Origin of the sequence: Paractinoplanes globisporus DSM 43857, assembly GCF_000379645.1 — a bacterium.
Classification (GTDB): domain Bacteria; phylum Actinomycetota; class Actinomycetes; order Mycobacteriales; family Micromonosporaceae; genus Actinoplanes; species Actinoplanes globisporus.
Genome location: NZ_KB903296.1, coordinates 89,241 through 115,874, shown reverse-complemented (window position 1 = coordinate 115,874; position 26,634 = coordinate 89,241). Strand labels below are relative to the sequence as shown.

The 26,634-nt window shown below is 72.1% G+C and carries 25 protein-coding genes; 13 read left to right on the top strand and 12 right to left on the bottom strand.

Going from position 1 to position 26,634, the window contains the following annotated elements; translation table 11 throughout:
- Positions 1-33 precede the first annotated feature (33 nt).
- Both A3CQ_RS62035 and A3CQ_RS52205 read right to left on the bottom strand, forming a co-directional pair.
- Positions 34-501: a hypothetical protein gene (locus tag A3CQ_RS62035; protein WP_020510778.1), complete on the bottom strand. Its 468-nt coding sequence runs from the start codon at positions 499-501 to the stop codon at positions 34-36.
- Positions 498-1,709: a YncE family protein gene (locus A3CQ_RS52205; protein ID WP_020510777.1), complete on the bottom strand. Its 1,212-nt coding sequence runs from the start codon at positions 1,707-1,709 to the stop codon at positions 498-500. The genes A3CQ_RS62035 and A3CQ_RS52205 overlap by 4 nt, the downstream gene beginning before the upstream one ends.
- Positions 1,710-1,814: 105 nt before the next feature.
- Between A3CQ_RS52205 and A3CQ_RS0109910 the strand changes: the two genes are divergently transcribed.
- From A3CQ_RS0109910 to A3CQ_RS0109900, 3 genes are all read left to right on the top strand, one after another.
- Complete coding sequence (locus tag A3CQ_RS0109910; protein WP_020510776.1) at positions 1,815-2,390, top strand: RNA polymerase sigma factor; 576 nt, start codon at positions 1,815-1,817, stop codon at positions 2,388-2,390.
- The gene (locus A3CQ_RS0109905) at positions 2,383-3,108 is read left to right on the top strand and encodes a hypothetical protein (RefSeq protein WP_020510775.1); all 726 of its coding nucleotides are present in this window, start codon (positions 2,383-2,385) and stop codon (positions 3,106-3,108) included. Before A3CQ_RS0109910 ends, A3CQ_RS0109905 begins: the two co-directional genes overlap by 8 nt.
- Before the next feature lie 130 nt (positions 3,109-3,238).
- The gene (locus A3CQ_RS0109900) at positions 3,239-6,424 is read left to right on the top strand and encodes a glycoside hydrolase family 3 C-terminal domain-containing protein (RefSeq protein ID WP_051115210.1); all 3,186 of its coding nucleotides are present in this window, start codon (positions 3,239-3,241) and stop codon (positions 6,422-6,424) included.
- Positions 6,425-6,988: 564 nt separating this feature from the next.
- Here A3CQ_RS0109900 and A3CQ_RS0109895 read toward each other — a convergent pair.
- From A3CQ_RS0109895 to A3CQ_RS52200, 3 genes are all read right to left on the bottom strand, one after another.
- Entirely contained in the window at positions 6,989-7,336 is a 348-nt protein-coding gene (locus A3CQ_RS0109895; protein ID WP_040432102.1) for a VOC family protein, read from the bottom strand.
- A gap of 74 nt (positions 7,337-7,410) precedes the next feature.
- Entirely contained in the window at positions 7,411-8,766 is a 1,356-nt protein-coding gene (locus A3CQ_RS0109890; protein WP_026205508.1) for a DUF1996 domain-containing protein, read from the bottom strand.
- 136 nt (positions 8,767-8,902) lie between these two features.
- Positions 8,903-9,727 (bottom strand): MurR/RpiR family transcriptional regulator, encoded by an 825-nt coding sequence (locus tag A3CQ_RS52200; protein WP_020510771.1) that lies wholly within the window; start codon positions 9,725-9,727, stop codon positions 8,903-8,905.
- Between the two features lie 53 nt (positions 9,728-9,780).
- Here A3CQ_RS52200 and A3CQ_RS0109880 point away from each other — a divergent pair, with 53 nt between their 5' ends.
- Positions 9,781-10,785, top strand: coding sequence for an ornithine cyclodeaminase family protein (locus tag A3CQ_RS0109880; RefSeq protein ID WP_020510770.1), 1,005 nt, complete (start codon positions 9,781-9,783; stop codon positions 10,783-10,785).
- Complete coding sequence (locus tag A3CQ_RS0109875) at positions 10,782-12,218, top strand: aromatic amino acid lyase (RefSeq protein ID WP_020510769.1); 1,437 nt, start codon at positions 10,782-10,784, stop codon at positions 12,216-12,218. Before A3CQ_RS0109880 ends, A3CQ_RS0109875 begins: the two co-directional genes overlap by 4 nt.
- On the opposite strand, the gene A3CQ_RS0109870 is transcribed toward A3CQ_RS0109875, so the two are convergent.
- Positions 12,195-13,178 (bottom strand): LacI family DNA-binding transcriptional regulator, encoded by a 984-nt coding sequence (locus A3CQ_RS0109870; protein ID WP_020510768.1) that lies wholly within the window; start codon positions 13,176-13,178, stop codon positions 12,195-12,197. The genes A3CQ_RS0109875 and A3CQ_RS0109870 overlap by 24 nt on opposite strands.
- 97 nt (positions 13,179-13,275) lie before the next feature.
- Here A3CQ_RS0109870 and A3CQ_RS0109865 point away from each other — a divergent pair, with 97 nt between their 5' ends.
- Together A3CQ_RS0109865 and A3CQ_RS0109860 are read left to right on the top strand one after the other, a co-directional pair.
- Positions 13,276-14,169 (top strand): amidohydrolase family protein, encoded by an 894-nt coding sequence (locus tag A3CQ_RS0109865; protein ID WP_020510767.1) that lies wholly within the window; start codon positions 13,276-13,278, stop codon positions 14,167-14,169.
- The gene (locus A3CQ_RS0109860; RefSeq protein WP_020510766.1) at positions 14,166-14,672 is read left to right on the top strand and encodes a cysteine dioxygenase; all 507 of its coding nucleotides are present in this window, start codon (positions 14,166-14,168) and stop codon (positions 14,670-14,672) included. Before A3CQ_RS0109865 ends, A3CQ_RS0109860 begins: the two co-directional genes overlap by 4 nt.
- On the opposite strand, the gene A3CQ_RS0109855 is transcribed toward A3CQ_RS0109860, so the two are convergent.
- Positions 14,658-16,082 carry an aromatic amino acid lyase gene (locus A3CQ_RS0109855; protein WP_020510765.1) on the bottom strand — a complete coding sequence of 475 codons (1,425 nt, stop codon included), beginning with the start codon at positions 16,080-16,082 and terminating at the stop codon, positions 14,658-14,660. The genes A3CQ_RS0109860 and A3CQ_RS0109855 overlap by 15 nt on opposite strands.
- Positions 16,083-16,186: 104 nt before the next feature.
- Between A3CQ_RS0109855 and A3CQ_RS0109850 the strand changes: the two genes are divergently transcribed.
- From A3CQ_RS0109850 to A3CQ_RS0109835, 4 genes are read left to right on the top strand one after another with little or no spacing between them, the layout of a single operon-like run.
- Positions 16,187-17,197 carry an ABC transporter ATP-binding protein gene (locus A3CQ_RS0109850; protein WP_020510764.1) on the top strand — a complete coding sequence of 337 codons (1,011 nt, stop codon included), beginning with the start codon at positions 16,187-16,189 and terminating at the stop codon, positions 17,195-17,197.
- The gene (locus A3CQ_RS0109845; protein WP_020510763.1) at positions 17,194-17,844 is read left to right on the top strand and encodes an ABC transporter permease; all 651 of its coding nucleotides are present in this window, start codon (positions 17,194-17,196) and stop codon (positions 17,842-17,844) included. Before A3CQ_RS0109850 ends, A3CQ_RS0109845 begins: the two co-directional genes overlap by 4 nt.
- On the top strand, positions 17,841-18,503 hold the full coding sequence (locus A3CQ_RS0109840; protein WP_020510762.1) for an ABC transporter permease: 663 nt from the start codon (positions 17,841-17,843) through the stop codon (positions 18,501-18,503). Before A3CQ_RS0109845 ends, A3CQ_RS0109840 begins: the two co-directional genes overlap by 4 nt.
- Positions 18,500-19,426: an ABC transporter substrate-binding protein gene (locus A3CQ_RS0109835; protein WP_157295605.1), complete on the top strand. Its 927-nt coding sequence runs from the start codon at positions 18,500-18,502 to the stop codon at positions 19,424-19,426. Before A3CQ_RS0109840 ends, A3CQ_RS0109835 begins: the two co-directional genes overlap by 4 nt.
- Before the next feature lie 21 nt (positions 19,427-19,447).
- Here A3CQ_RS0109835 and A3CQ_RS0109830 read toward each other — a convergent pair whose 3' ends face one another.
- Positions 19,448-21,715 (bottom strand): ATP-binding protein, encoded by a 2,268-nt coding sequence (locus A3CQ_RS0109830; RefSeq protein WP_026205507.1) that lies wholly within the window; start codon positions 21,713-21,715, stop codon positions 19,448-19,450.
- Between the two features lie 35 nt (positions 21,716-21,750).
- On the opposite strand from A3CQ_RS0109830, the gene A3CQ_RS0109825 reads away from it, so the two are divergent.
- On the top strand, positions 21,751-22,119 hold the full coding sequence (locus A3CQ_RS0109825; protein ID WP_026205506.1) for a response regulator transcription factor: 369 nt from the start codon (positions 21,751-21,753) through the stop codon (positions 22,117-22,119).
- Here the strand turns inward: A3CQ_RS0109825 and A3CQ_RS62640 are convergent.
- A complete protein-coding gene (locus A3CQ_RS62640) occupies positions 22,085-23,065 on the bottom strand; it encodes a sensor histidine kinase (protein ID WP_020510758.1) in 981 nt (326 codons plus the stop codon). The two genes, A3CQ_RS0109825 and A3CQ_RS62640, sit on opposite strands and share 35 nt — an antisense overlap.
- 4 nt (positions 23,066-23,069) lie before the next feature.
- On the bottom strand, positions 23,070-23,666 hold the full coding sequence (locus A3CQ_RS0109815; RefSeq protein WP_020510757.1) for a muconolactone Delta-isomerase family protein: 597 nt from the start codon (positions 23,664-23,666) through the stop codon (positions 23,070-23,072).
- 80 nt (positions 23,667-23,746) lie between these two features.
- Between A3CQ_RS0109815 and A3CQ_RS0109810 the strand changes: the two genes are divergently transcribed.
- Entirely contained in the window at positions 23,747-24,943 is a 1,197-nt protein-coding gene (locus A3CQ_RS0109810; protein ID WP_026205504.1) for an FAD-dependent monooxygenase, read from the top strand.
- Positions 24,944-25,484: 541 nt separating this feature from the next.
- On the opposite strand, the gene A3CQ_RS60630 is transcribed toward A3CQ_RS0109810, so the two are convergent.
- Together A3CQ_RS60630 and A3CQ_RS0109795 are read right to left on the bottom strand one after the other, a co-directional pair.
- Positions 25,485-25,625: a hypothetical protein gene (locus A3CQ_RS60630; protein ID WP_020510755.1), complete on the bottom strand. Its 141-nt coding sequence runs from the start codon at positions 25,623-25,625 to the stop codon at positions 25,485-25,487.
- Positions 25,626-26,107: 482 nt separating this feature from the next.
- On the bottom strand, positions 26,108-26,518 hold the full coding sequence (locus tag A3CQ_RS0109795) for a hypothetical protein (RefSeq protein ID WP_020510753.1): 411 nt from the start codon (positions 26,516-26,518) through the stop codon (positions 26,108-26,110).
- Positions 26,519-26,634: the final 116 nt, after the last annotated feature.

Genomic DNA, 26,634 nt, shown 5'->3' with positions numbered 1-26,634 from the left:
CGCACCGACAGTTCGCCGCAGGGCGCTAGTCGATCATGAGGAGTAGGTGAGATCCATCGTGTCGGTGCGCCCGGACCAGGCCAGCGTGAACCGCCAGCAGCCGGGTTTGGGCAGGTCGATGATCGAGGGCCCGGGGCCGCCGTCGACCTGCCGTTCGGCCGTTTCGCCGGTTCCGTCGAGTTTCGCCGTGATTTTCAGGTTGTCACCGGTGGTCACGGGCGTCTTCGACACCCAGAGGATCTTGTTGTTGTGATCCGTGGCCGGCGGGGCGGTCAGCGGATTGCCGAACAGCACCCCGACCATGTCCCCCGACTTGCTGAAGACGTGCGGGTTGCCGCTGCCGTCGCCGCTGAAACCGGTCCGGGCCCAGGTCGGCAGCGCGCTCGTGTCGATCTTGGTAGAACAAGGCAGCTCGGCGGCCTGCTCCTGCTCCTGCTTCGCCGTGCATCCACCAATTGCCAGTACGAGGATCAGCGCGGCCGACCCGCGGATGGCGTTCATCGGACGTGCCGTACGGCGATCAGACCATTGACGCGCGCCCGTCCGCGCACCGCGCCCGTACTCGCGTCGAGCCACAGCACCTCGTTCTCCCCGCCGCAGTAGATCCGTTGGCCGTCCCGGCTCAATCCCAGCCCGCGCACCTCCGCCGGTACCGGCCAGGTTGCCACTGCCGAGCCCGAGTGGTCGAGCTTCGTGACCGTGCGACCGGCGCCGGCCAGCAGCCTTGTCCCGCCCGGGGCGTAGGCGAGGCTCGCCGCCGCCTCCGCCTTGACCGGAACACTCACCACTCCCGCGACCGCGAGGGCCTCCGTCCCCGCGAACACGACCTTTCCGTGGTTCACGTCGAGCACGGCGAGCTCGCGTCCGTCGGGGCTCACGGCGATCGCGTGCCCGGCCGGCGGTCCCTGGCCGAACGGGTCGGGCAGGTCGAGGCAGTAGGCCCACCGCTGGGCCAGGTGCAGGACGTGCACGAACGCGTGCGCGTTGCCCGGCCGCCCGGAGAGCAGGTCCCGGGTGTGCCGATGCCCCGGCTGGTGGGTGTAGAGCGTGTAGAGGATCTCCCCGTCCGGGGACGGCACCGCCTGCCGCCCCTCCCCGCGCATCTCCTCCTCGGCGCCCGGCGGTACGGCCGTCTTGTCCCGCGTGAGCAGCGGCCCGACGGTCCCGGCCGCCAGGTCGAGCAGCCGCACGCGGTACGCGTCGGGTTTCGTCGCCGGCCGCCAGTCGAGCACGAAGAGCCCGCCGTTGTCGGTGGTGAAGGCGTCCGGCTCGATCACCCCCGGCAGGTCGAACTGGCGCTCCTTCCCGCCGACCGTCACCAGGAGTGGGGTGCTGGCCCGGCCCGCCGGAACGGTCGCCGGCGGCGTCTGGGCCAGCGCGCAGGCCACGCCCCTGGGAGAGATGACGCGAGGTATCCACCCGCCCCCGAGCGCACTGCCCCGGGTGGATATCCCCTCCGCCGGGTCGAACCCCACGAGGCCCTCCCCCGCCGTGACCGCGTAGACGAACTGGCCGTCGGCGCTGGCGGCGGCCCGCATCCCCGGCATGCCGGGCCGCGCCCCGCCGAGAACAACCAGTCCCTTGCGGCTGTCCACCAGCACCACGTCGGGCACACGTTGCTCGTCGGCGGCGCGTGGCCCGTCGCACGCACCGGCCAGGACCAGCGCCGTTCCGCCGGTCAGCCCCAGGAATGTTCGCCGCGTCGTCATGCCCAGTCGACACCGCGGGACGAGAAAAGGTTCCCGTTCGCAGGGCGGGAACCTTTTTGCGGCCGGCGGTGTCGATGATGTGTTCGACAGCGATGGGCGACGGAGGTGTCGAGGCTGGAGAGGGCCACCGAGCTGGACGACGCGACCGCGGTGGCGCGGGCGCGCGCCGGCGACCTGGACGCCTACGAGGTGCTGGTCGCGCAGTACACCGCGCCCGCGCACCGGGCCGCCGTCCTGCTCGGCGCCGGCGCCGAGGCCGACGACGTGGTGCAGGAGGCGCTGGTCAAGGCCTATCGGCAGCTGTCCAAGTATCGGGGCGAGTCCGGGTTCAAGGCCTGGCTGCTGGCGATCGTCGCGAACGAGACGCGCAACCTGCACCGGTCGCGCGGCCGCCGGGACGGCCTGGTTCTGCGGGCGGCCGCGAAGGAGGAGCCCACGCTGGCGCCCGACCCGGCGGAGTCGGCGATGGCGAACGAGCGGCGGCAGCACCTGGTCAACCAGTTGCGCCGGCTCGATCGGCGCGACCGTGAGGTGCTGGTGTGCCGCTACCTGCTCGACCTGTCGGAGGCGGAGACCGCGGTGACGCTGGGACTGCCCAAGGGCACGGTCAAGTCGCGCACGGCCCGCGCCCTCAAGAAGCTGCGCGAACACCTGGGCGGAGAGGAGGGAACCGATGCCTGAACCACACGACGACCTGATCGCCGACCTGCGCTCGCTCGGTGACCATCTCGACGTACCGCCGCCTCGTGACCAGCGGGCCCTGGTGCGTGAGCGCCTCTCCCAAGCCCGGCCCGCGCGGCGCTGGCGTCTGTGGTTGATCGGAGTTCTGGTCGCGGTGGCCGGTGCGACCGGCGCCATCGCGCCGGCACGAGCCGCGGTGGTCACGGCCGTGGGCAACTTGCTGCATGTCGCAGGAGTGGACGTACGCGTGGAGAAGGCGCCCACCCCGACCGGCTCGCCGAGCCCGTTGCCCTCCCGGCGTTCGGCGGCGCTCGAGGAGGCCCGCCGGGTCGCGCCGTTCCCGGTCAAGGTGCCCGCCAAGCTCGGCACCCCCGAGCAGGTCACGCTGGCCGACCAGAGCGCGGCCGGCGTCCCGCGGGTGATCGAGTTCGGCTATCGCGGCGGCACGGTGCTGTTCGACCAGTTCGACGGCACGGTGTCGCCGGTGTGGATGAAGCAGGCGCCGGACGCCGAGTGGGTCTACTTCGGCGCGGACGTGGCTCTGTGGCTGGCCGCCCCGCACTCGCTGACCTATGTGGACCGCGACGGCGTCGAGCGCACGGCCACCACCCGGCTGGCCGGGCCGACGCTGGTCTGGCAGTCCGGCGCGGTGACCTACCGCCTGGAGGGGCTGCCCACGAAGGAGGAGGCGGTCGAGGTGGCCCGGTCGGTGGCGTGAAGCGCTTTCTTATCTCGACCACCATCTAGTACCGGAACCGTCCCGTACTCATTGACACGCTTCGAAAACGGCAGGACCGTCGTGAGAGAGCGCTTCCCCGAGCGCAGGCTTCTCCCCCAAAGGAGCTCTCATGTCCATCCCCCGATGGCGGTCGGTGCTGATCGGCGCCGCCGCTCTCCTGCTCGTCTCGATCGTCCTGGTGGCGCCGAGCGCGCACGCCGCGCTGACCCTGCTCTCCCAGGGCCGGCCCACGACCGCCTCGTCCACCGAGAACGCCGGCACGCCGGCCACCTCGGCGACCGACGGCAACGACGGCACTCGCTGGGCGTCCGCCTTCGCCGATCCCCAATGGCTGCAGGTCGACCTCGGCTCGTCCCAGGCGATCAGCCAGGTCTCGCTGCACTGGGAGACCGCCCGCGCCGCCACCTTCAAGATCCAGGTGTCCACCGACGGCAACGCCTGGACCGACGCGACCCCGGTCACCAACGGCGTCGACGGCACGCAGACCCTTTCGCTGACCGCCACCGGCCGCTTCATACGGATGTATGGTCTGACCCGCGCCACCCAGTACGGCTACTCGCTCTGGGAGTTCCAGGTCTTCGGCGGCTCGGCGCCGACGTCGTGCGCGGCGGGCAACAGCGCCGTCGGCCACCCCACCACCGCGTCGTCGGCGGAGAACGCAGGCACCCCGGCCACCTCCGCGACCGACGGCAACGACGGCACCCGCTGGTCGTCGGCATTCGCCGACCCGCAGTGGCTGCAGGTCGACCTCGGCTCGTCGCAGCAGATCTGCGGCGCCGACCTGCGCTGGGAGACGGCGCGGGCGGCCACCTTCAAGATCCAGGTGTCCACCGACGGCAACGCCTGGACCGACGCCACCCCGGTCACCAACGGGATTGACGGCACGCAGACCGTCTCGCTGAGCGCGACCGGCCGATTCATACGAATGTACGGTCTGACCCGCGCAACCGCGTTTGGTTATTCGCTCTGGGAGTTCATTGTTCATACCGTTGGCGGGCCGACCTCGTCACCGCCGCCCACCGGCGGGACCGGCTGCCCGTGGGTCGGGTCGACCGCGCCGATAGCCGACCGGGTCGCGCAGGTGCTCGCCCGGATGACGATCGACCAGAAGGTGTCGATCCTGCACGGCAACAACAACGCCTCGCCGTACATCGGCAACGTCACCGGCATCCCCGCGCTCTGCATCCCCGGCCTCGGCCTGCAGGACGGCCCGGCCGGCGTCGGCGACGGCCTCGACGGGGTCACCCAGATGCCGTCCGGCACGGCCACGGCCGCGACCTTCGACACCGACTACGCGCTGCAGTACGGCACGGCGATCGGCGCCGAGTTCGCCGGCAAGGGCGCGAACGTGGCGCTCGGCCCGACCGTCAACATCGTCCGCGATCCGCGGTGGGGCCGGGCCTTCGAGACGTACGGGGAGGACCCGTACCTGTCCGGGCAGATGGCCGCGGCCGACGTCCGGGGCATCCAGAGCCAGGGCGTGATGGCCTCGGTCAAGCACGCCGCGGTCTACAACATCGAGCACCCGGCCGGCTCGGTCGTCGTCGACGAGCGGACGCTCCAGGAGATCTACCTGCCGGCGTTCCAGACCGCCATCCGCGACGGCGCCCCGGCCTCGGTGATGTGCGCGTACAGCGTGGTCAATTCGGTGCCCGCCTGCCAGAACCCGGCCCTGCTCAACACGGGTCTCTACCAGCAGGCCGGCTTCGGCGGCTTCGTCGAGTCCGACTGGAGCGGCACCCACTCCACGGTGGAGTCGGCGAACGCGGGCCTGACCATGGAGATGCCGAACGGCTACTTCTACGCCGACTTCCTCAAGCAGGCGGTGCAGGCCGGCACGGTCACCACCCAGACCCTCGACACCATGGTTTCCCGGGTGCTGACCCAGATGTTCGCGTTCGGCCTGTTCGACAGGGCGCCGAGCGGCTCGCTCGGCGCGACCGTGACCACGCCCGCGCACGTGCAGGTCGCCCTGCGCGGCGCTCAGGAAGGAACGGTCCTGCTCAAGAACACCGGCATCCTCCCGCTCGCGACCAGCGGCCTCTCCTCGATCGCGGTCATCGGCGTCGACGGCGGCGCCGGCACCCAGACCATCGGCGGCGGTTCGGCCACGGTCCGCAGTGGTGCGACGGTCTGGCCTTTGACCGGCATTCAAAACCGAGTCGCCGGTACGGGGGTGACGGTCGCCTACGACGAGGGCAGCAACCAGGCGTCCGCGGTGGCGCTCGCCCAGCGCAGCAGCGTCGCGATCGTGTTCGCCAGCGACAACTACGGCAACGAGGAGCACGACAGCGCCAACCTGACCCTCCCCAACAACCAGGACGCGCTGATCTCGGCCGTGGTCGCGGCCAATCCCCGTACGGTCGTGGTGCTCAACAACAACGCCGCGATCGCCATGCCGTGGTTGTCCCAGGTGCCCGCCGTCTTCGAGGGCTTCTACGACGGCCAGCAGTGGGGCACCGCCATCGCCGGCCTGCTCTTCGGCGACATCAACCCCTCCGGCAAGCTCCCGATGACCTTCCCGACGTCCCTCTCCGCCGTCCCTGCGTCCACCGCCGCGCAGTGGCCCGGCGTGAACGGCCAGGTCCAGTACAGCGAGGGCCTCCAGGTTGGCTACCGCTGGTACGACGCCCGCAACGTGACCCCGATGTTCCCCTTCGGCTTCGGCCTGTCCTACACCACTTTCGCCTTCAGCGACCTGCACGCATCCGCGATGACCAACGGCGTGGCCACGGTCACCGCCACCGTCCGCAACTCAGGCACCCGAGCCGGCACCGAGGTGGCCCAGCTCTACGTGACCAACCCCGCCTCCGACGGCGAGCCCCCACACCAGTTGAAGGGATTCCAGCGCATCACCTTGGCCGCCGGCGCCTCGGCAACCGCCACCTTCCAGCTACGCTCCCGCGACCTGGCCCACTGGGACACCGCCACCCACACCTGGAAGACAACCGCCGGCGCCTACACCATCCTGCTGGGCAACTCGAGCCGAAACCTCCCCGTGACCACAACCCTGACCGCCCCCGCCTCCCTGACCGTTTCCACCGCGTCCTCGCCGATCACGGCGTCATCCGGCCTCGTGAACCCGCACGGCATGAGCTCCCCGGTCGGCAAGGCCATATCGTGGCCGGCCAGCGCGGGCGCACCCGGCCAGTGGATGGCCACCGGCCTCCCGCCCGGCCTGACCATGTCCCCAGCGGGCGTGGTCACCGGCACCCCCACCGCCCGAGGCACCAGCACCGTGCGAGTGACCAAGGACGGCACCGACAGCATGACCTTCGTCTGGACCGTCAGCTGAGTTGACAGCGCCGGGCCGCCCGCAATCCCGACGGCGAGCGGCCCGGCCCACAACCGCCCGCAGTGTGACGCCGACTGCCGGTCTCGCCGCGCGGTGGGTCGCGCCCGGATGCCACGCCCGCAACGCGCACGGTCACCCTCACTGCCGCCCATCACGCCCCGCGGTGGGTCACGCCCGGTCGCCATGCCCGCAACGTGCGCGGTCACCCTGGCCGCCGCCTGTCACGCTCCAGCGGTCGTATCCGCAGCGAACAGAAGCTCCTCAGCGTTGGGCTCCGGCGGGTTCGCGATCGCGTTTGCCCGGGACGTGGGACGCCGCGTCCGGAAAGTAGGACCGTACGAACGCGGGGTGGCGCACCCAGCCGGATTGACCCGCGGGCCCGGACTGGGCGCGCGAATGTGGAAGGGGCACACAGGCGCGAAAGGGCACACGCGCGCGAAAAGGGCGCGGACCGGAGGGGCACGCAGACGCGCGGGCGTGGCACGAGCGCTCGGGGGCGTGGCACGAGCGCGGGCGTGGCACGAGCGCGAGGCGCGGGAGCGGCACGCGCCTGGGGTGGGTGGGTTAGCGGTCGCAGATCAGGAGGATGTTGCCGTCGGGGTCGGTGGCGGTGAACCAGAAGCAGCTGCGGTCGTCGCCCGTGATCGGGCCGGGGTCACGGTCGACCAGGCTTTTGCGGGCCGCCTCGATGTCGGTCACCAGCAAGCTGAACGGGGCCCAGGTCAGACCGGGCGGGGCGGCGATGCCGCTGGTGGGGCCCATCAGCGTCAGGCGGAACTCGCGGTCGGGGGAGTCGAGGACCGCGGCGTGCTCCTGGATGCTGGAGACGGCCAGGCCGAAGACCGCCGAATACCAGGCGGCGCTGTCTCGGGGGGAGACGACCGGCAGGAACACGCTACCGAGTTGTGCCATGCCGGTGACACTACGGGCCGGGTATGACAAGAACGGAGCCGCGGGCGATCACCCGCGGCCCCGTACGGGAAAAGTTAGAAATCGCCGTTGGTGTTGCATTTTGCGCGCTGGACCAGGCAGTTCTTCACGCGGAGGGACTGTTCGCGGTTGTCCCAGGCGAAGAAGGCGTCGCCGTGCATCGACGATGCCATGCCGGAGGCCAGGCGGAAGCCGGCCGCGGTGCCGGCGGTCGGATACGAGATCAGGAATGACAGGTTGGGGATGGCCACCGGGTAGTCACCGCGGCAGGTGCCGTCGTAGCTGTACGAGACGTGAGCCTTGTGCGTCGGGCTGTCCAGATGCTTGCCGTCCCAGCAGTCCTGGAAGACCAGGTGGAACATGAGGGTGGCGGTGGACGCGCAGATCGGCCAGTTGCCGTCGGTGCTGCGGCCGATCTCGCCGCCGGGGCCGGCGCAGTAGAAGGCGTTCACCGAGCCGGCGGGCGTCGGGGTCTGCAGCTTGGCGTCGCCGGCGATCATGCGGAAGCCCTGGGGGAAGGGCTTGGTCACCGACGAGTCCGTGAGCCGCGAACCGTAGTAGACGACGACGTCCTTGGGCTCGATCGCGCGGTCGTTCTGGTAGAGCGTGGGGATCCAGTAGGCCGACAGGTCCGGCGCCGGGCGGCAGCTGGTGCCGGCGTTGGCCAGCAGCGTGCCCGTCGTCGTGTACGCGTCGGTCAGCGAGTTGCCGAGGAAGCTGTGCATGTGCGACGCGCCGGGCATGCCGGGGAAGACGATCGGGTCGTCGGGGTGGGAGTGGCTGTACGCGCAGGTGGCGTTGAACTCCGGCACCCGCACCGAGTTGGCCGGCACCGTCCGGGGCACGAGCGCGTTGAACTCGGCCAGCTGGGCGTTCCACGCGGCCTGGTTGATCGGCACCCAGCCGGGGCCGGAGTCGGCGGGCGCGCCGTCGCCGAACGAGAACCAGTTGATGTTGACGAAGTCGCCGCCGGTGGAGTTACGCAGCAGCGCGAAGACGGTCTGCGCGCCCGTCGGGTGCGACGCGACGGTCGTGGTGAGCGTCGACCAGACCTGCCAGCCGCCGGTGGCCGCGATGGTGAACTGGGTGAGCAACGGGCCGGTCGCCGACCCGGTACGCAGCTCGATCCGGCCGGTGCCGACCGCGGAGGCGACCCGGGCCTGGACCGTCAGCGTCCCGGCGGCGCCGAGGTCGACGTTGTCGTACCGCATCCAGTCGCCCTCGGCGAGGTAGGCGGCGTTCTGGCCGCCGCCGCTGTCGGCGGTGGCCTCGAGCTGCACGCCGGACTGCGCGGCGTACGACTCGGCCTGGACGGTGACGGTGGCGGCCCGGGCGGCGCCCGGGGTCATGATCACCAGCGCGGCGGCAAGAACGGAAGCCACCAGCGCCGAGAACCGTGGGGATTGATGCATGGCGATCCCTTCGGGGGAGGGAAACGGGGTGCGATGGAGTATCGACGCCGGGGAAGCGCTTCCTCAACCGCCAGCTATTTAGATAATCATCATGTGCGGAAACAAGCGCGAACCCTGAGGAAGCGCTTCCCGAAACTCAGCCGCCGAAGGCCCAGCGCGCGACCAGCGTCTCGTGCGCCTCGAGCCGCCGCTGGGTGCGCCCCGGATCGGTGCCGGCGATCGCGTCGAGCAGGCTGACGGCGAGCACCACCCCGGCCGCGTGCGAGTCGAAGACCAGCCCGGTGCCGACCGGCGCGACCAGCAGCACGTCCGCGTCCCGGGCGAACGGCGCCAGGCCGGTGTCGGTGACGACGACCGTGGCCAGGCCCAGCCGCCGCGCGAGCCGGATGGCGTCCACCGTCGCCGCCGGGTACCGCGGCATGGCGAAGGCCAGCAGCGCCCTCGCGCCCTGCTGATGGATCTCCAGCACGGTGTCGTCGACCGTGCCCGCGTCGGTGCACACCACGACCCCGGGCAGCAGGCGCCGGGCGAAGTAGCCGAAGTAGTCGGCGAGAGCGGCCGAGGCGCGCAGCCCGATCACGCCGAGCGGGGCCGTGCCGGCCAGCAGCCGCACGGCCTCCCGCATCGGATCGCCGCCGAGCACCCGTCGCAGGCTCTCCAGGTTGGCAATCTCCAGCTCCACGGCGGGGATGCCGGGCACCGCCGGCGAAGGCGCGGCCCCGACCACGACGTCGCGCAGCGCGGCCCGGAACTCGGGGAAGCCCGCGAAGCCGAGCGCGGTGGCGAGCCGGGTCACGGTCGGCTGGCTCACCCCGGTCCGCTCGGCGATCTCGATGGTCGACAGGAAGGCGACGTCGGGGAACATGCCGAGCATCCGCCGCACGATCTGGCGCTGGGCCGGCGACAGCCGATGCCGTTGCGCCAGCGAGAGCAGCCAGTCCTCGGCGTGACCCGTGTCCATCGCGGCCCCCCGAACTGAATAGCTTGAAACGCTCAGGTTATAGGGTGCATTGCATGATTCAGCTCCGGTTCCTCTCCGGGCCGGACGTCGACGGGCTCGGCATCACCCACGGCGAGGTCATCGCGGCCGTCGAGGCGGTCGTCGACGCGCACGGCCGGGGCCGCACGGTCTTCGAGCCGCGCACCCATCTGGTGCCCGACAACGGCGGAGCCGGTCATTTCAACGTCCTCCGCGGCCACGTCGGAACCCTGGGCGAGCACGGCGTGAGCGGGGTCAAGGTGGTCGGCGACTTCGTGCCCAACTACCAGCGCGGCCTGCCGAGCGAGCTGGCGCTGATGACGCTCTACGACCCCACGACCGGCGTCCCGCTGGTGATCATGGACGCCACGCTGATCACCGAGGTACGCACCGGCGCGATGACCGCGGTCGGCGCAAAATACCTGGCCCGGCCCGATTCGCGGATCCTCGGCCACGTCGGCGCGCGGGGCACCGCCTTCGCCAACGTGACCATGCTCGACAGCCTCTTCCCGCTCGAGGAGATCCGGGTGACCAGCCGCCGCCCCGAGTCGCGCGAGGCGTTCGCGGCACGGCTGCGCGAGGTCACCTCCACGCCGGTCCGGGCGGTAGCGACCGCCGACGAGGCGTTCGACGACGCGGACATCCTGGTCGAGGCTTCGCGATTGGAAGAACCAACACCCCTTTTGCGTACGTCGAAAGTCAAGCGCGGCGCGTTCGTGGTGCCGTACGGAACCGTCAGCGCGGTCGAACTGGACCTGCTCGACGTCATGGACAAGGTGGTCGTCGACGACTGGCGCGAGTCCCGGTCCGGCCGGTTCGGGGCCCTCCGCCCGCACGTCGACTCCGGCCGGCTGAGCCAGAAGACGCTGTACGCGGAGATCGGCGAGATCGTCAGCGGGCGCAAGCCGGGCCGGGAGAGCCCGGACGAGCGCATCCTCTTCTGGCACCGCGGCCTGTCGATCCTCGACGTCGCGCTGGCCCACCTCATCCTGACCCGGGCGGAGGCCGCGGACACCGGCACGATGCTGCGCTACCGATGAACGAGATCCACCGCCCCGAGGACCTGGACCGGGCGACGATCGAACGGCTGGCCCGCGCCGAGTCCCGCGTCGTCCTCGCCCCCGGCCTGCTCGCCGCGCTGGCCGAGAGCCGCCGCGCCACCCTGGACGACCTCGACGGCGACCGCCCGGTCTACGGCGTGAACACCGGCATGGGCGCGATGGCCGGCGTACGCCTGGACGCCGAGGCCCGCGCCCGCCAGCAGAACACGCTGATGGCCGGCCGCGCGGCCGGCTCGGCGCCGTGGCTGCGCCGCATCGAGGCCCGCGCTGTGCTCGCCGCCCGGCTGCGCACCCTGCTGCACCCGGCCGCCGGCGTCTCCCCCGGCCTGTGCGAGTTCCTGGTCGCCCTGCTCGACGCCGACGTCGTCCCGGCGATCCCGCGGCGCGGCGGCGCGGCCGGCGAGATCATCCCGCTCGCCCACGCCGGAGCGGTCCTGATCGGAACCGGGCAGGTGCTGAGCCCGGGCGGGAATGGCGAGGCCGCGGCCGGGCAGAACGCCGCCCTCGCGCTGGCCGCCGCCGGACTGGCCCCGCGCCCGTTCGAGGCGAAGGAGGGCGTCGCCTTCCTGGAGGGCGTGCCCGGCCTGACCGGCCTGGCCATCCTCGCCGCGAGCGACGTCCGCACCCTGCTCGCCCAGGTCCTGGAGGGGGTGGCCGCCGAGCACGCCGTCATCGGCGCCAGCACCGACCCGCTGCATCCGGCCCTGGCCGACAGCGACGAACTGCGCGACGTCCTCGACGCACTACGCGAGCGCTACCGGAGCAGCGGCCGGACCGGCGCTCTGCAGGCCCCGGTGTCCTTCCGGGTCACCGCCCCCGCGCTCGCGGTGGCGCTGCGCGCGGCCGCCGGGCTCGAGGCGGCGGCCGACCGGGCGCTGACCGCGGTGACCGACTCCCCCGCCCATCTCGACGGCCGGTTCGTCGGCACGTTCGGGTTCGCCGGCACCGACCTGGCCGCCACGGCCGCCGCCCTGACCACCGCGCTCGTGCACCTGGCCGAGCTGGGCACGGCCCGCCTGCACCGGCTCCTCGACGACGCCCGCACCGGCCTGCCCCGGCAGCTCTCCGACTCCCCCGGTCTGCACGCCGGGATGGTGACCGTCCACAAGCGCGCGGTCGGCGTCGCACACCGGCTGCGCCGCTTCACCGGACCGGCCCTGATCGGGCCGATGGAGACCTCGCTCGGCCAGGAGGACGTGCAGAGCTTCGGCTTCGAGGCCGCCGAGTGCCTCGGCGAGGCGGTGACCGGGCTGCGCGACGTGCTGGCCTGCGAGCTGCTGGCCGTGCACCAGGCCCGGCTGCTCGGCGCCGACGTGCCCGCCGGGTCGTGGGCGGAAATCCTGCCCGTGAGCACGGCCGATCGGCCGTACGGACATGATCTCGACGAATTAATCGGGTGGCTCGGCGGTTGAGCCCCGCACGACCAGCTCGGGCCGGAAGACCGGCGGCGGATCGGCCGGACCCTCCAGCTGGGAGACGGCCGCCTCGACGATCGCGTCCTCGTCCCAGGCCATCGTGGTCAGGCCCGGGTCGACCAGGGCGGCGAGCTGGTGGTCGTCGTAACCGACCACCGACAGGTCGTCGGGCAGCCGCAGGCCGGCATCGCGCGCGGCCCGGTAGGCGGCGAAGGCCAGCGAGTCGCTCAGGCAGAACACCCCGGTCGGCCGGGACGGCCCCGCGAGCAGGGCGGCCGCCACCTCGACCGCGTCGGCCGTGGCGGCCGGGGCGGAGACCTCGATCAGCGACACCCCGAGGCGCTCGGCGACCGAGGCCGCGAGCACCTGCGCCGGGCGGCCCGGGGTCGACGGCAGGGCCGGCGCGAGCAGCCCGATCCGGCGGTGCCCGAGCCCGGCGAGATGGGCGAGAGCCGCGTCGACGCCGTACTTGTTGTCGAAAAGCACGCTGCCGGAGCCGGGCCGGGTGGTCAGCGCGTCGCCGATCGCGACGACCGCGACCTCGGGGCCGAGCAGCCGCCAGTAGGTGGCGGTCGGGTCGACCGGCGAGACCAGGGCGCCGTCGACGCGCTGTGCCACGAACTGCTCGACGATCAGCCGTTCCTGCTCGGGGTCGGCGTCCGCGTCGGCGATGGTCGCGTACCGCCCGCGGGACCGCAGCGCCCGGGTGACCAGCACGGAGAGATCCTGCTGCCAGAGGTCGCGCAGGGAGCCGCTCACCCCGACCGATCCGGTACGCCCGCTGGCCAGCGCCCGGGCGATCGGGTCCACCGTGTATCCCAGCTCGTCGGCCTTCTCGCGGACCCGATGAATGGTCTCGGGGGAGCCGCGGACCCCGCGCAACGCGTACGACGTCGCGGCGAGCGAGAGCCCGACGGCGTCCGCAAGGTCCTGCAACGTGCGTCGCTGCCCCGCCACGTGCCGAGACTAACAGGTGGGAACATCTTGCGCGGCGGGGTACGGAAGCGCTTCACTCCATGCATCGAGTGAAGCGCTTCCCTAGTCAGGAGCAGCCATGGCGATCGACTGCCACCAGCACCTCTGGCCGCCGCTCCTGCTCGACGCGCTCCGCCGCCGCCGGCATTTCCCGTACCTTCGCGGCTGGACCCTGCACCTCGCCGGCGAGCCGCCCTACGAGGTCGCCCCGGCCGCACACGACCTCGAAAAACGTCGCCGGCGTGAGCTCACCGAGGGCCGCGAGCGGGTGCTGCTCTCGCTGTCCAGCCCGCTCGGCATCGAGCACCTCGCCGGGCCCGAGGGAGCCGAGCTGATCGACGTCTGGCACGAGAGCGCGCTCGAGCTGGGCGACCCGTTCGGCATCTGGGCCGCGGCGTCGGTCACCGACCTCGACCCCGACGGCCTGGCCAAGGTGCTGCGGGCCGAGCGCGTCGCCGGCCTGCAGCTGCCCGCGACCGCGCTGGCCGACCCGGCGGCCGTCGCCCGCATGGGACCGCTGCTCGACGAGGCCGAGCGGGCCGGCAAGCCCGTGCTCGTGCATCCCGGCCCCGCGCCCGCCGGCGACCCCGGCCTTCCGTCCTGGTGGCCGGCCATCGGCCCGTACGTCACGCAATTGCACCACTCCTGGCTGGCCTGGCATGTCGAGGGCCGGCGACGGCACCCGCGGCTGCGGATCGCCTTCGTGGCGCTGGCCGGACTCGCGCCGCTGCACCACGAGCGCCTCGCGGCCCGCGGCGGCGCGCTCGGCCCGGTCGACCCACGGGTCTTCTACGAGACCTCCTCCTACGGCACGCGGGCCGTCGACGCGATGGTCCGGGTCGTCGGCGTCGACCCGATCGTGCACGGCTCCGACCGGCCGTACGCGGAACCCGTCGACCCCGGCCTCGGCGCGGCCTTCACCCACGCCATGTTCACCGCCAACCCACGTGTCCTGATCGGAGAGCCGCGATGACGATGGTCGACGCCCTGCCCGCGCTGCCCGGCCGGGTCATGACCCCGCAAGAACTGCGGGCCTGGGTGGGCGAGGTCGCCGCCCGCCGCGACGTCTGGGAGCCGCTGGTGCGGCACGACACCGGCAAGCGGCACTACGCCCAGCTCTACCGGGACGGCGACGTCGACGTCTGGGTCCTCTGCTGGAACGTCGTGGACGACACCGGCTGGCACGACCACGACATCTCCTCGGGCGCGGTGGCGGTGACCCGCGGCGCGGTCTCCGAGGCCACGCCGCGGATGGGCGGGGAGCCGGTGACCCGGGTGGTCGGGCCGGGCCGGGTCTTCGCGTTCGGGCCCGACCACATCCACCGCATGGCCGGCGCCGTCGACGGCTCGGTTTCGATCCACGCCTACTCGCCGCCGCTCTGGCGCATGGGGCAGTACTCGATCACCACGGCCGGTGTCCTGCGCCGCCGCGCGGTCAGCTACGCCGACGAACTACGGCCGCTAGAGGTCCCCTAGCGCCGGGAGCAGTGCGGCGGCCCGGGCGAGGTCGTCGCCGAGGGGCCGGTCGCCCATCGAGGGGTCGATGACCTTGGCGGCCAGGTCGAACGCTTCGCGGGCCGTGCCGTCGATCAAGCGGCCGGGGGCCAGGCGGAGGGCGCGGACGGCCGCGACCAGCTCAGCGGCGAGCAGCGTCGGCGCCAGCCGCGTCATCGCCCGCAGCGAGCGGGCGCCCTGGGTGGCGAAGCTCGCGTGCTCCTCGAGGCCGAGCGAGATGGTCAACGTTCCCGCCGCCGTGGGCTGCATGCCGACGCGGATCTCGGTGAGCAGGTCCTGCACCACGTACTCGCTGATCATCAGGCCGGAGCTGCCGGCCGGCCCGTCGGCCAGGAACGCGCGCAGACCGGTCAGATCGGGGCGCATCAGCAGGCCGAGCCGGGCCGCCGACAGCGACAGCACCGGGAGGAACGAGCCGCGGACGGCGTCCAGATGGGAGGCCAGCGTCGCGGTGTGGAACTGGCCGTGATGGCGTACGCCGTCGTCGGTGACCAGGGGATTCTCCACCGCCGCGTTCAGCTCGCCGATGACCACCTCGTGCAGCGACCGGGCGGCGTCCAGGGCGGGCGCGGTCACCTGCGGCAGTACCCGCAGCCCGAACGGGTCCTGGATGCGCGCCGGCGTCCCGCAACCGTCCACGAGCGCCCGCAGCGAGGCCGCCACGTCCGCCTGGCCGGGATGCGCCCGGGCCGCGTGCACCACCTCGTCGTACGCCGATGGATTGCCCCGCAGCGCGAGAAAGGTCAGCGCGCCGACCACGACGGACGCCCGCAGCTGGCTGCGCATCCGGTCGAGGGCGAGCGCCGCCGTCGCCACGGTCAGCGCGCTCGACGAGATCATCGGCAGCGCGTCGGTGGCGCCGATCACGGCCACCGGCGCGTGACCGGACCGCCAGGGACGCTCCCCGGCCAGCGTCAGGCCCAATTCGGCCAGCGCGGCCAGGTCCGCCGTCCCGATCGCGCCCCACGAGTGCAGGGTCGGCACCGCGCCGTCGGCCAGGGCCGCCAGCAGGGCGTCGGCGACCGGCCGGGAGATCCCCGACCCGCCGGCCAGGATCTGGTTGAGCCGGGTCGTCATCGCCGCCCGCGCGGTCAGGTCGTCCTCGACCGGGCCGACGCCGGCGCAATGGCTGCGCAACAGCCGCAGCCCGTGCCCGCCGTCGTCCGAGGTCTGCTCGTTCCGGTTCGCGCCCACCCCGGTGTTGGCCCCGTAGACCCCGCCCCGCGCCCGGGCCGCGAGCAGCACCGCGTGCCGCTCCTCGACCAGCGCCAGCGCCGCCGGGTCGGCCGTGACGCCGGCCCGGCCGGAGGCGACGGCGATCAGGCCGTCGATCGTGAGCGAGTGCCCGTCAAGCCGGACGTTTGCGCGCATATCGACACCACTCAGTTTCAGGAACGTAAAGGCTCGGCCCGGCTGTTGACATCTTATTCACTACCCATGAAGTATGAATAGCCTCATTCACAACCGGGAGCGGCATGATCACATTCGACGATGTCGTGAAGGTGTACCCGGGCGGCGGCACCGCCGTGGACCACCTCTCGCTCGAGCTTCCCACCGGCCGGACCACGGTGCTGGTGGGACCGTCCGGCTGCGGCAAGACCACGTCGCTCCGCATGATCAACCGGATGATCAGCCCGACCTCGGGGCGGGTGCTCATCGACGGGCAGGACGTCGCCGGCGAGGACGAGGCCCTGCTGCGCCGCCGCATCGGGTACGTCATCCAGCACGCCGGGCTCTTCCCGCACCGCACCGTGCTCGACAACGTCGCCACCGTGCCGATGCTGCTGGGCCGGACCCGGCGGCAGGCCCGCACCGACGCGCTGGGACTGCTGGAGCGCGTCGGCCTGTCCGCCGACTTCGCGAAGCGGTACCCGGCCCAGCTCTCCGGCGGCCAGCAGCAGCGCGTCGGCGTGGCCCGGGCGCTCGCGGCCGACCCGCCGATCATGGTGATGGACGAGCCGTTCAGCGCCGTCGACCCGATCGTGCGCGAGGGCCTGCACCGCGAGTTCCTGCGCCTGCAGCAGGACCTCGGCAAGACCATCGCCATGGTCACCCACGACATCGACGAGGCGATCAAGCTCGGCGACGTGGTCGCGATCTTCCGGCAGGGCGGCGTGCTGGCCCAGGTCGGCACCCCGCGCGAGCTGCTCGAGCAGCCGGCCGACGAGTTCGTGGCCGAGTTCGTGGGCCGCGACCGCGGGCTGCGCAGCCTCTCCTTCGACACCGCGGCCGGCCTGCCGGTGCGCCCGGTGAGCGAGGCCCCCGATCTTCTTCTCGACGACGCCGGGCGGCCGGCCGGATGGCGCACCGGCGGCGGAGCCGCGGGCACGTTCACCAGTGCGGACTCGCTGCGGCTGGTCACCGACCTGACCATCACCTCGCCGGCCGGGATGGCGGTGCGGGTCGGCCCGGACGGCAAGGCCGAGGGCGTCGTGTCCCACCACGACATCGCCGATCACCTGGTCCGGCGCCGGGAGACGAAGTGATCACCTATCTGTCGAACAACGGGGACGCCGTGCTGGCCGCCCTCCGGCAGCACATCGCGCTCGCGCTCATCCCCGTACTCATCGGATTCGTCCTGGCCCTGCCGATCGGCTACCTCGGCGTCCGCTTCCCCTGGCTGTACCACCCGCTGGTCAACACGTGCGGCATGCTCTACTCGATCCCGTCGCTGGCGCTGTTCGTCTTCCTGCCGGTCCTCCTCGGCACCAAGATCCTGTCGCCGCTGAACATCGTGGTCGCGCTCACCATCTACACGGTCGCGCTCCTCGCGCGTACGGTCGCCGATGGTCTTAAATCTGTTGATCCTCTGGTTGTCCAGTCGGCGACCGCGATGGGTTACCGCCGGTTGCGCCGGCTGACCGACGTGGAGCTCCCGGTCGCGCTGCCGGTGATCCTGGCCGGCCTGCGGGTGGCCACCGTCGCGAACATCAGCCTGGTCAGCGTCGGCGCCCTGATCGGCGTCGGCGGTCTCGGCCAGCTGTTCACCCGCGGCTTCCAGCTGTTCTACGTGGAGCCGATCCTGGTCGGCATCATCCTGTCGGTGCTGCTCGCGGCCGCCGCCGACCTGGTCATCGTGCTGCTCGGCCGGCTGGTCACGCCGTGGACCCGGTTCCAGGGGGCCGCCTCGTGAACCTCTCCTACCTGCTCGACCCGGCGCACTGGGACCTCGCCGACGGCAGCATCCCCCGGCTGATCCTCTCCCACCTCTGGTACGTGCTGCTGGCGCTGCTGATCGGCACGGCCATCGCGCTGCCGGTCGGCCTCTGGATCGGGCACACCGGCCGCGGCTCGTTCCTGGCCATCAACGCGGGCAACGCCGGCCGGTCGCTGCCCACGCTGGGCCTGCTCATGCTCATGGTGACGCTGCTCGGCCTCGGGCTCGCCCCGGTGCTGATCGCGCTGACCGTGCTGGTCATCCCGCCGGTGCTGACCTCCGCGTACGCCGGGATCCGCACCCTCGACCACCGCGTGGTCGATGCGGCCAAGGGTGTCGGCATGCGCCCCTGGCAGGTGCTCACCAAGGTGGAGCTGCCGATGGCCCTGCCCGTGCTGATGAGCGGTTTCCGCAGCGCCACCCTGCAGGTGGTGGCGACCGCGACGGTCGCCGCGGCGGTCGGCCTGAACGGCCTGGGCCGCCTGCTGATCGACGGCCTGGCCGTCAACGACTACTCCCGTGTGCTGGCCGGCGCCATCGTCGTCGCGGTGCTGGCGGTCGTGCTCGACCTGGTGTTCGCCCTAGCCCAGCGCTGGGTCGTCTCCCCAGGACTGACAGAAAGGTCCTCGAAATGATGCGTGCCCGTATTTTCGTCGCCGCGGCGGCAACCTTCGCCCTCGCCGCCTGCGGCGCCAACAACGACCCGCTCAGCAACGACACCGACAAGGGCGGCGCCAGCAACGCGCCGTCGACGATCACGGTCGGCTCGGCCAACTTCGCCGAGAGCGAGCTGCTCGCCGAGATCTACTCCCAGGCCCTGGAGGCCAAGGGGGTGCAGGTCAAGCGGCAGTTCAACATCGGCGCCCGCGAGCTGTACCTCAAGGCGCTGCAGGACGGCTCGATCGACCTGCTGCCCGAGTACAACGGCGCGCTGCTGTCCGCGCTGGCCACCGGCGGCGCGCCGCAGGGCGTCAGCAGCCCCGACGACGTGCTCGCCGCGCTCAAGAAGGTGCTGCCGTCCGGCACCGAGGTGCTCGACCAGTCGGCGGCCGAGGACAAGGACACGCTGACCGTCACCCAGGAGACGGCCACCAAGTACACCCTCAAGACCATCGACGACCTCAAGCCGGTCGCCGGCAAGCTGTCGATCGGCGCCGGCCCCGAGTGGCAGGAGCGCTACCAGGGACTCAAGGGCCTCGACCAGCTGTACGGGGTGAAGTTCAAGACCTTCAAGCCGCTCGACGCCGGTGGCCCGCTGACGCTCAGCGCGCTGCTCAAGGGCCAGATCGACGTCGGCAACATCTTCTCCACCGACTCGGCGATCAAGAAGAACAACCTGGTCGTCCTGGACGACCCGAAGAACCTGTACCTCGCCGAGAACGTCCTCCCGCTGATCCGCAGCGAGGCGAACAACCCCACGGTGAGCGGCGCGCTCAACGCGGTCTCGGCCAAGCTCACCACCGACAACCTCACCACGTACCTGGCCAAGGTGCAGCTCGACAAGCAGGACACGGCGGTGGTCGCCAAGGCGTTCCTCGCCGACAACGGCCTGGCCTGATCTCCCGTGCCGCCCGGGTCGTCAGGCCCGGGCGGCGCCCTCCAGCTCGGCCGAGATCACCTGCATAACGCCGCCGACCTCGTGCGCCTGCTCATAGAGGTCGTTCGGCAGCGTCTCGAGCGGCCCGAGGTGGGCCCGGTCCTCGACGTCGGCGCAGAGCGCGGCGAAGCGGCTGGCGCCGAGAGTCGCCGACGAGCCCTTCAGGCCGTGCGCGAGCCGGGCCAGGTTCCGGGCGTCGCCGTCGGCGGCGGCCCGCTCCATCCTGCGCAGCACGTACGGCAGCCGGTCGGCGTAGTTGTGCAGGATCTCGGCGAGCTTGTGGTTGTCGCCGCCGGTGGCCGCGGCCATGTCGTCGACCCAGGCCCGGATGCTCTCGGCCTCGGTGGCGTAGGAGAGCGACTCGTTCACATCGACCCGGGCCGCCGCCCCGGCCAGGACCGCGTCGAGCTCGGCCTCGCGGATCGGCTTGGCCAGGAACCCGTCCATCCCCGCGCGCCTCGACGCGGTCCGGTCGTCGACCAGCGCGTTCGCGGTCAGCGCCACGATCCGCGGCGAGCCGTGCGCCGGCGGATGGGCCCGGATCTTCTCGGTCGCGGCCAGGCCGTCCAGCACCGGCATCTGCACATCCATCAAGACAAGATCGAATTTCGTACGGTGGACCGCCGCCACCGCCTCGGCGCCGTCGGTCACCAGCTCGACGCGATGGCCGCGGCGCTCGAGGAGCAGCTGCGCCACCCGCTGGTTGACCGGGTTGTCCTCGGCCACCAGGACGTGCAGCGACCTCCCGACGGGCGCTCCTGTCACAGCCGGAGCCACCACGGGAGCGTTTGTGGAGGCCAGGCGGACCGTGACCGTGAACGTCGACCCCTGCCCCGGCGTGCTGTCCACGGCGATCCCGCCGCCCATCGCCTCGGCCAGCCGCTGGCTGATCACCAGCCCCAGCCCGCTGCCGCCGTAACTGCGCGCCACCGACGCGTCCACCTGGCTGAACGGCAGGAACAGCCGGTCGAGCCGGTCGTGCGGGATCCCGATCCCGGTGTCCCGCACGGCGAGGCGGATCTCGCCGGCGCCCGGGGACGACGCCGTCACGGTGACCGCGCCGTGCTCGGTGAACTTGACCGCGTTGCCGATCAGGTTGACCAGGATCTGCCGGATCCGGCTCTCGTCGCCGAGCACCGTCGGCGGGCAGTCGTCGGCGAGGTGACCGGACAGGTACAGCCCCTTGGCGTCCGCGGTGAGGGCCACCAGGTTGATCGCCTGCTGCACGCACGGGCCGAGCGCGAACGGCCGCGACTCCAGCGTCAGCTCCCCCGCCTCGATCTTGGAGAAGTCCAGGATGTCGTTGATGATCACGAGCAGGGACTCGCCGCTGGCGTGCACCGTGTCGACCAGTTCCCGCTGGCGCGTGTCGAGGTCGGTGTGCAGCAGCAACCCGGTCATCCCGATCACCGCGTTCATCGGCGTACGGATCTCGTGGCTCATCGTGGCCAGGAAGGCCGACTTCGCGGCCGCGGCCGCCACCGCCTCGTCCCGGGCGGCGACCATCGCGGTCATCGACGCGTTCACCGCGCGGCCCATCTGGGCCAGCTCCTGCGGCCCGCTCACCTCGGCCCGCCGGCTCAGGTCACCGGCGGCGACCCGCTGCGCCGCCGCCGTGACCCGCCGGACCGGCGCCGTGATCCGCCGCGTGATCCACCGTCCGCACAGCGCCACCAGCGCCGCGGTGCTCAGCGAGACCCACAAGATCAATCTGCGCGTACGCCGGGCACTGGTGTCGCTGACCCGCAGCTGCTCGGCGAGCTGCGACTCCTCGTGCAGGTGCATCTGGCTGACCAGCGCCTGCACATCGGCCAGATCCGCGTCGACCTGGGCGGATCTGCCCTGGTCGGCGGCCGCCCGGAAGGCCGCGAGCCGGCTGTCGATCAGCGGCTGCAACTGGTCGAGGATCTGCTGGTGCACCGAGTCCCGGGCGCTGTCGGTGCGTACCTGCCCGAGCCGGTCGGCCACCACGCCCGAGGCGGTCCGCAGCGCCTCGGCCCCCATCGGGGTCGGCACGTCGTGATAGCCGCGGGCCACCCGGTCCAGCCCGTTCACCGCGTCGCCGAGCCGCCCGATCTCGCCCAGCAGCAGGTGCGAATGCTGCAGCGGCGCCTGGCTGCGCATGAGCGCCCCGATCCGCACGTACGCGCTCGCGCCCACCACGGCCAGGGCCAGCAGGGCGAGCAGGAACCCGAACGTCAGCATCCGCCCGACGGTCCACCAGGCGAACCGCTCACCCTGATCCCCCACACCAGCTACTGTAAGTAACGGCGGAGGGGGATGCGGTGACTTCTGTCCTGGTGGTCGACGACGATCCGACGATGCTGGAGATCGTGAAGACCGTGCTCAGCTCGGGCGGTCTCGAGGTCTCCACCAGCAGCACCGGCCGCGAGGGGCTGCGGGCCGCGCACGAGCGGCCGCCCGACTGCGCCGTCCTCGACGTCACGATGCCGGACATGACCGGCCTCGAGGTGTGCCGTGCGCTGCGTGACGACGCCGAGACCGCCGACATCCCGATCATCCTGCTCACCGGCCGGGGCCAGTGGCTCGACGTGGCGTCCGGCTTCGACGCCGGCGCCGACGACTACCTGGTGAAGCCGTTCACCGCCCAGGACCTGCTCACCCGGGTCGACGCGCTGACCGGGGCAGGCTGACCACCAGGTACGGCGTGCCGTCCGCGCTCTGGACGCCGACCGTGCCGCCGTGCCGGCCGATCACCGCCCGGGCCAGCATCAGCGCCGTCGCGTTCCCGCCCGACTCGGAGAAGGTGAACAGCCGGTCGCTGGCCTGTCGCGACGGGAGCCGCAACGCGATCCGCCACCGCTCACCGCGCGGCTCGGCGATCATCGTGTCGTCGCCGCCGAGCGCCCGCACCGCCGCGACCAGCCGCCGGAACACCTCGGCCAGGCGCTCCCGGTCCCCCACGACGCCCGACGGCCCGGCCGCGACCGCGAAGCCGCACGACGAGAGCAGCTCGGCCAGGTCGAACTCCTTCTGCTCGAGCGGCACCGACCCGTTCTCGATCCCGCTGATCGTGGCGATCTCGGCCGTGACCGCGTGGATCCGCCGCACGTTGCGCACGATCAGCGCGAGCGCCTCGTCGAGCGCCGGGTCGCCGGTCTCCTCCGGCAGCAGGTCGGCCATGGCCAGCCCGGCGGCGAGCGGCGTGCGCAGCTCGTGCAGCATCGCCGAGACCAGCTCGGTCTTGGTCGCGACCAGCTCGGCGAGGGCCCGGTTGTGCGAGCGCAGGCTGGCCCGGACCCGGTTCTCCGCGGTGAGGTCGGTGACCACCGCCGCGACCAGGGGACCGTCGTCGGAGGGCAGCGGATGCCACCGGACCTCGACGACCCGGTCGCCGGGCAGCCGGCAGCGACGCCGCCGCCCGGGCTGATCGCGGGCCGCCCACAGCTCGGCCGCCCCTCGGAACGGCTCCCGAGCGGCCAATTCCGCCAGCCCGAGACCGGCGGCCGACTCCGCGGGCGCGTCGAAGAGCCCGAGGAACTCGTCGTTCACCGCGACCACGACATCGCCGGCGGCGATCAGCACCCCCGTGCCCACGCATCGCGCCAGCGCCTCGGCGACCGGCGGCAGGACGCTCACTGCCTCACGATAGGCGGATCGGATCGCTCGGGTGCCGGGTCAGCGGCACTGTCTCGGTGATCAGCCAGGCCGTCGCCGGCAACGACGCCACGATGTCGCGCATCTCGTCGTCCCCGGACGCCTGCCAGAGCCCGGCGTTGCGCCCGGGCGCCGACCACAGCCGCAGCAGCGTGCCCTCGTCCGCCAGCTTCCGAGCGGCCGCGGCCTCCCGCGAGTACACCTCCTCGGCGTCCGTCGGCCGGGTGCCGGCCGGCGGGGCCACCGCGAACCAGATCAGGTATTCCCGGCGGTCCGGGTCGACGGCCACCCGGTCGCGCCCGGGGTCGTTGCCGAACCGGCCCAGCGGCGTGACCTCGTCCTTCCGCCATACCCGCAACGGCATCGTCGCGAGCGTCGCCTCCAACTCGTCGGGGCCGGCGGCGTCGAACAGCCCGATCGACCGCCACTCCCCCGGCGCCAGCGGGGGTCGCCACAGCCGAAGCACCCTTCCCTCCGCGGCCAGCCGCGACGTGTTCGCCGCCTCGCGGGCGCGCATCTCGTCCACCTCGGCCGGCGTCGTCCCCGCCGGCACGGTCGTCGTCATGGTGACCAGGAACTCCATGCACCCATGCTCCGCGTACGGCTGTCGGCTTCGCGCCCGTGTGACCCCCTGGCGTGCCCGTCGCCAGTACGCTGGCCGGCATGGCGACCCATAGAGATCTCTCTATCGGCGTCGTGGGCGGGGGCATCGGTGGGCTCAGCGCTGCGCTGTCCCTGCTCGCGGCGGGTTTCGACGTTCAGGTGTACGAGCGGGCGAGCGCGCTCGGCGAGATCGGCGCGGGCCTGCAGGTCAGCCCCAACGCGACCCGGATCCTGCACGGGCTGGGGCTGGAGAAGGAGCTGGCGGAGACCGGAGTGCGGCCCCGGGCCCTGCTGCAACGCCGCTGGGAGGACGGCCGCACGCTGCTCGACACCCCGCAGGGCGACCGGCTCGAGGCGGCGTTCGGGTTCCCGTACTACCAGATGCGCCGGGCGGACCTGCTCGCCGCGCTGGCCGCGGCGATCCCCCCGGAACGGCTTCATCTGGGACGCCGGCTGACCGGCTTAGATCAGAACCACGATGTCGTACGCGCGGAGTTCGCCGACGGGAGCAGCGCGGACGTCGACGTCCTCGTCGGGGCGGACGGGATCCACTCGTTCGTGCAGGGCGAGCTGTTCGGGGCCGAGCGTCCCCGGTTCACCGGCTGCGTGGCGTACCGCGGCCTGATCCCGTCCGACCGGCTGAGCCACCTGTCCCTCGAGGTCACCACCCAGGTCTGGCTCGGGCCGGGCCGGCATTTCGTGCATTATTTCGTGGGCGGCGGCCGCTTCCTCAACTTCGTGGCCGTCGTCGAGCAGGACACGTGGACCCGCGAGTCGTGGACCGACCGCGGCGACGTCGCCGACGCGCTGGCGGCCTACGACGGCTGGCACCCCCAGGTCTCCGCGATCCTCGGCACGGTCGAGGAGACGTACGTGTGGGCGCTCTTCGACCGTCCGCCGCTGCCGCGCTGGTCGCAGGGCCGGGTGACGCTGCTGGGCGACGCCTGCCACCCGATGCTCCCGTTCATGGCCCAGGGTGCCGCCCAGTCCATCGAGGACGGTGCCGCCCTGGCCGCCTGCCTGGCCGAGAACCCCGGCGACCCGGCCGAGGCGCTCCAGCGCTACGAGCGCATCCGCCGCCCGCGCGCCGGCCACATCCAGTCGCTCTCGCTCGAGAACAAGACCCGCTTCCATCTCCCCGACGGGCCCGGCCAGCAGGCCCGAGACGCCGCCATGGCCGACGGCGCCACCAACCTCTCCATGAACGCCATCACCGCCATCTACGGCCACGACGCGACGCTCCTCCCGGCCCTATAGCCGCCCGGCCGAAGCGTTCTCCGCACCCGGCAGGAGCCGACGCGCGGCGGCGGTCAGCTCTGCGCACCAAGACGCACCGCTCTGCGCACCAAGACGCACTGCTCTGCGCACCAAGACGCCGTTCGGACCCGAGGTCTCGGGCCGAGATGTTCCACACCGGACCCGGCCGCCGAACCGCCGTTCGGCGCGGGTTACGCACGGCCGGTGGCCGGGCTGGGCGTGCCATGGCCCTGGCCGCTGCCCGGTCGCGCCCGGTGCGGTCCGCCCGGCCCGGCGGATGGTCAGGCTACGGGCAAGTTCGGTGACTTCGTGTTCGTATCGGACGCCTGCGGCTCAACGTTGCGCGACAGCAGGCAATCAATGATGCGCAGGTGTTCGTAGCACGGTCACGACCGCAAACCATCCGACGCGGACCTTGCCCTCGAAAGCTGTAAAGCCACATCAGCTCGTGGTGGCTGGGCTAAGCGTGGATTGCCTTCACCGGCGTGGCGTAAAGGCAGTCACGTCCACGCGCATCGCAGCCGCGCGGCGGGCGCCGCGGTCACTGGCCGAGGTGGTGGTGGATGGTCGGGCCGGCGTCCGGGTTCTGCGGCGGGGTGGGCAACCCACGCCGGCGGCGAGAGGCGGTGCCCGCGACAAGTCCGACACCGATGACCAGCAGGGTGAAGATCAGGATCGCCATGCGCCCAGTATGCGCTGCTCAGTCCACCTTGGCGAGCCCTCAACCACCATCCCCGCACCAGCCCGGCAACTCGGACCGGTGCGTCATGGTGCGCAGAGCGGTGCGTCACGGTGCGCAGAGCGGTGCGTCATGGTGCGCAGAGCCGGGCCGGGCGTGCCACGGCCCGGGTCGTGCCTGGCCGCGCGGAGGTCGGCCGGTTTCGGTCGGCGTGCCGTCGGCTCTTCGGGGCAATCTTGGGGCGCAAATGTTCGTGTCGAACAGTTCCTCATCACTGTTCAGCAGTGGGACGCGAACGATGAGGGCGTGATGTTTGTAGTGAACTCGTACTCATCAATGTCCTCCTGGCGCTCGGCGGGGGAGATCGACCCGGCGGCGTGCGCTTCCGGCATCGGTCGCATATCGCCTACCCGACGGGCCGCGCCAACGCCTCACCGCGCGGTCAGGCGTCGCCTCAGTGGCGCCCCATCACCTCGTACGCGCGGTCAGGCGTCTCCGCGGTGACGGCCCATCACCTCGTACGCCCGCGGATTCTTGGCCTTGAGCACAAAGGCGGAGGCCAGGCCGGCCACCGCGGCCACGACGATCAGGGCGGGCAGCAGCCAGCTCAGGGCGCTGCCGGGCCTGCTGATCAGCAGGCCGAACTGGGATGCGGCATAGACCGCCAGGGCTGTGGTGGCGATGCCGCCGACCAGCGGGGCGACGAGCGTGCGCCGACGGAGAAGACCAGCAGCAGCACGCTGACCACGACGTAGGCGGCCGGGATGCCCGAGCCGTTGCCGAGGAAGCATGGCGACGGGCGCGCCCCCGGCCATGGCAGTAAGCGGCGCGGCCGCGGAGATGACGAAGAAGGATATGGCGAGCACGCCCAGGCTGCCCCGGCGCAGCTTGTGCACCTCGGGCTCGACGTTGCTCGACCGCTCGGCTTGGCTTATGACGCCGTCCTTTGTCGAGGTGGACGCATCGTTCGCATGCGAACGTTTGATCGCGAACGATAAGCGCAGAACCCCCT

Excerpts from the sequence above, each read along its gene's own strand:
- A3CQ_RS62035 (WP_020510778.1), bottom strand. The coding sequence starts at position 501 with ATGAACGCCATCCGCGGGTCGGCCGCGCTGATCCTCGTACTGGCAATT.
- A3CQ_RS52205 (WP_020510777.1), bottom strand. The coding sequence starts at position 1,709 with ATGACGACGCGGCGAACATTCCTGGGGCTGACCGGCGGAACGGCGCTG.
- A3CQ_RS0109905 (WP_020510775.1), top strand. The coding sequence starts at position 2,383 with ATGCCTGAACCACACGACGACCTGATCGCCGACCTGCGCTCGCTCGGT.
- A3CQ_RS0109900 (WP_051115210.1), top strand. The coding sequence starts at position 3,239 with ATGTCCATCCCCCGATGGCGGTCGGTGCTGATCGGCGCCGCCGCTCTC.
- A3CQ_RS0109895 (WP_040432102.1), bottom strand. The coding sequence starts at position 7,336 with ATGGCACAACTCGGTAGCGTGTTCCTGCCGGTCGTCTCCCCCCGAGAC.
- A3CQ_RS0109890 (WP_026205508.1), bottom strand. The coding sequence starts at position 8,766 with ATGCATCAATCCCCACGGTTCTCGGCGCTGGTGGCTTCCGTTCTTGCC.
- A3CQ_RS52200 (WP_020510771.1), bottom strand. The coding sequence starts at position 9,727 with ATGGACACGGGTCACGCCGAGGACTGGCTGCTCTCGCTGGCGCAACGG.
- A3CQ_RS0109880 (WP_020510770.1), top strand. The coding sequence starts at position 9,781 with ATGATTCAGCTCCGGTTCCTCTCCGGGCCGGACGTCGACGGGCTCGGC.
- A3CQ_RS0109875 (WP_020510769.1), top strand. The coding sequence starts at position 10,782 with ATGAACGAGATCCACCGCCCCGAGGACCTGGACCGGGCGACGATCGAA.
- A3CQ_RS0109865 (WP_020510767.1), top strand. The coding sequence starts at position 13,276 with ATGGCGATCGACTGCCACCAGCACCTCTGGCCGCCGCTCCTGCTCGAC.
- A3CQ_RS0109860 (WP_020510766.1), top strand. The coding sequence starts at position 14,166 with ATGACGATGGTCGACGCCCTGCCCGCGCTGCCCGGCCGGGTCATGACC.
- A3CQ_RS0109855 (WP_020510765.1), bottom strand. The coding sequence starts at position 16,082 with ATGCGCGCAAACGTCCGGCTTGACGGGCACTCGCTCACGATCGACGGC.
- A3CQ_RS0109850 (WP_020510764.1), top strand. The coding sequence starts at position 16,187 with ATGATCACATTCGACGATGTCGTGAAGGTGTACCCGGGCGGCGGCACC.
- A3CQ_RS0109835 (WP_157295605.1), top strand. The coding sequence starts at position 18,500 with ATGATGCGTGCCCGTATTTTCGTCGCCGCGGCGGCAACCTTCGCCCTC.
- A3CQ_RS0109815 (WP_020510757.1), bottom strand. The coding sequence starts at position 23,666 with ATGGAGTTCCTGGTCACCATGACGACGACCGTGCCGGCGGGGACGACG.
- A3CQ_RS0109810 (WP_026205504.1), top strand. The coding sequence starts at position 23,747 with ATGGCGACCCATAGAGATCTCTCTATCGGCGTCGTGGGCGGGGGCATC.
- A3CQ_RS60630 (WP_020510755.1), bottom strand. The coding sequence starts at position 25,625 with ATGGCGATCCTGATCTTCACCCTGCTGGTCATCGGTGTCGGACTTGTC.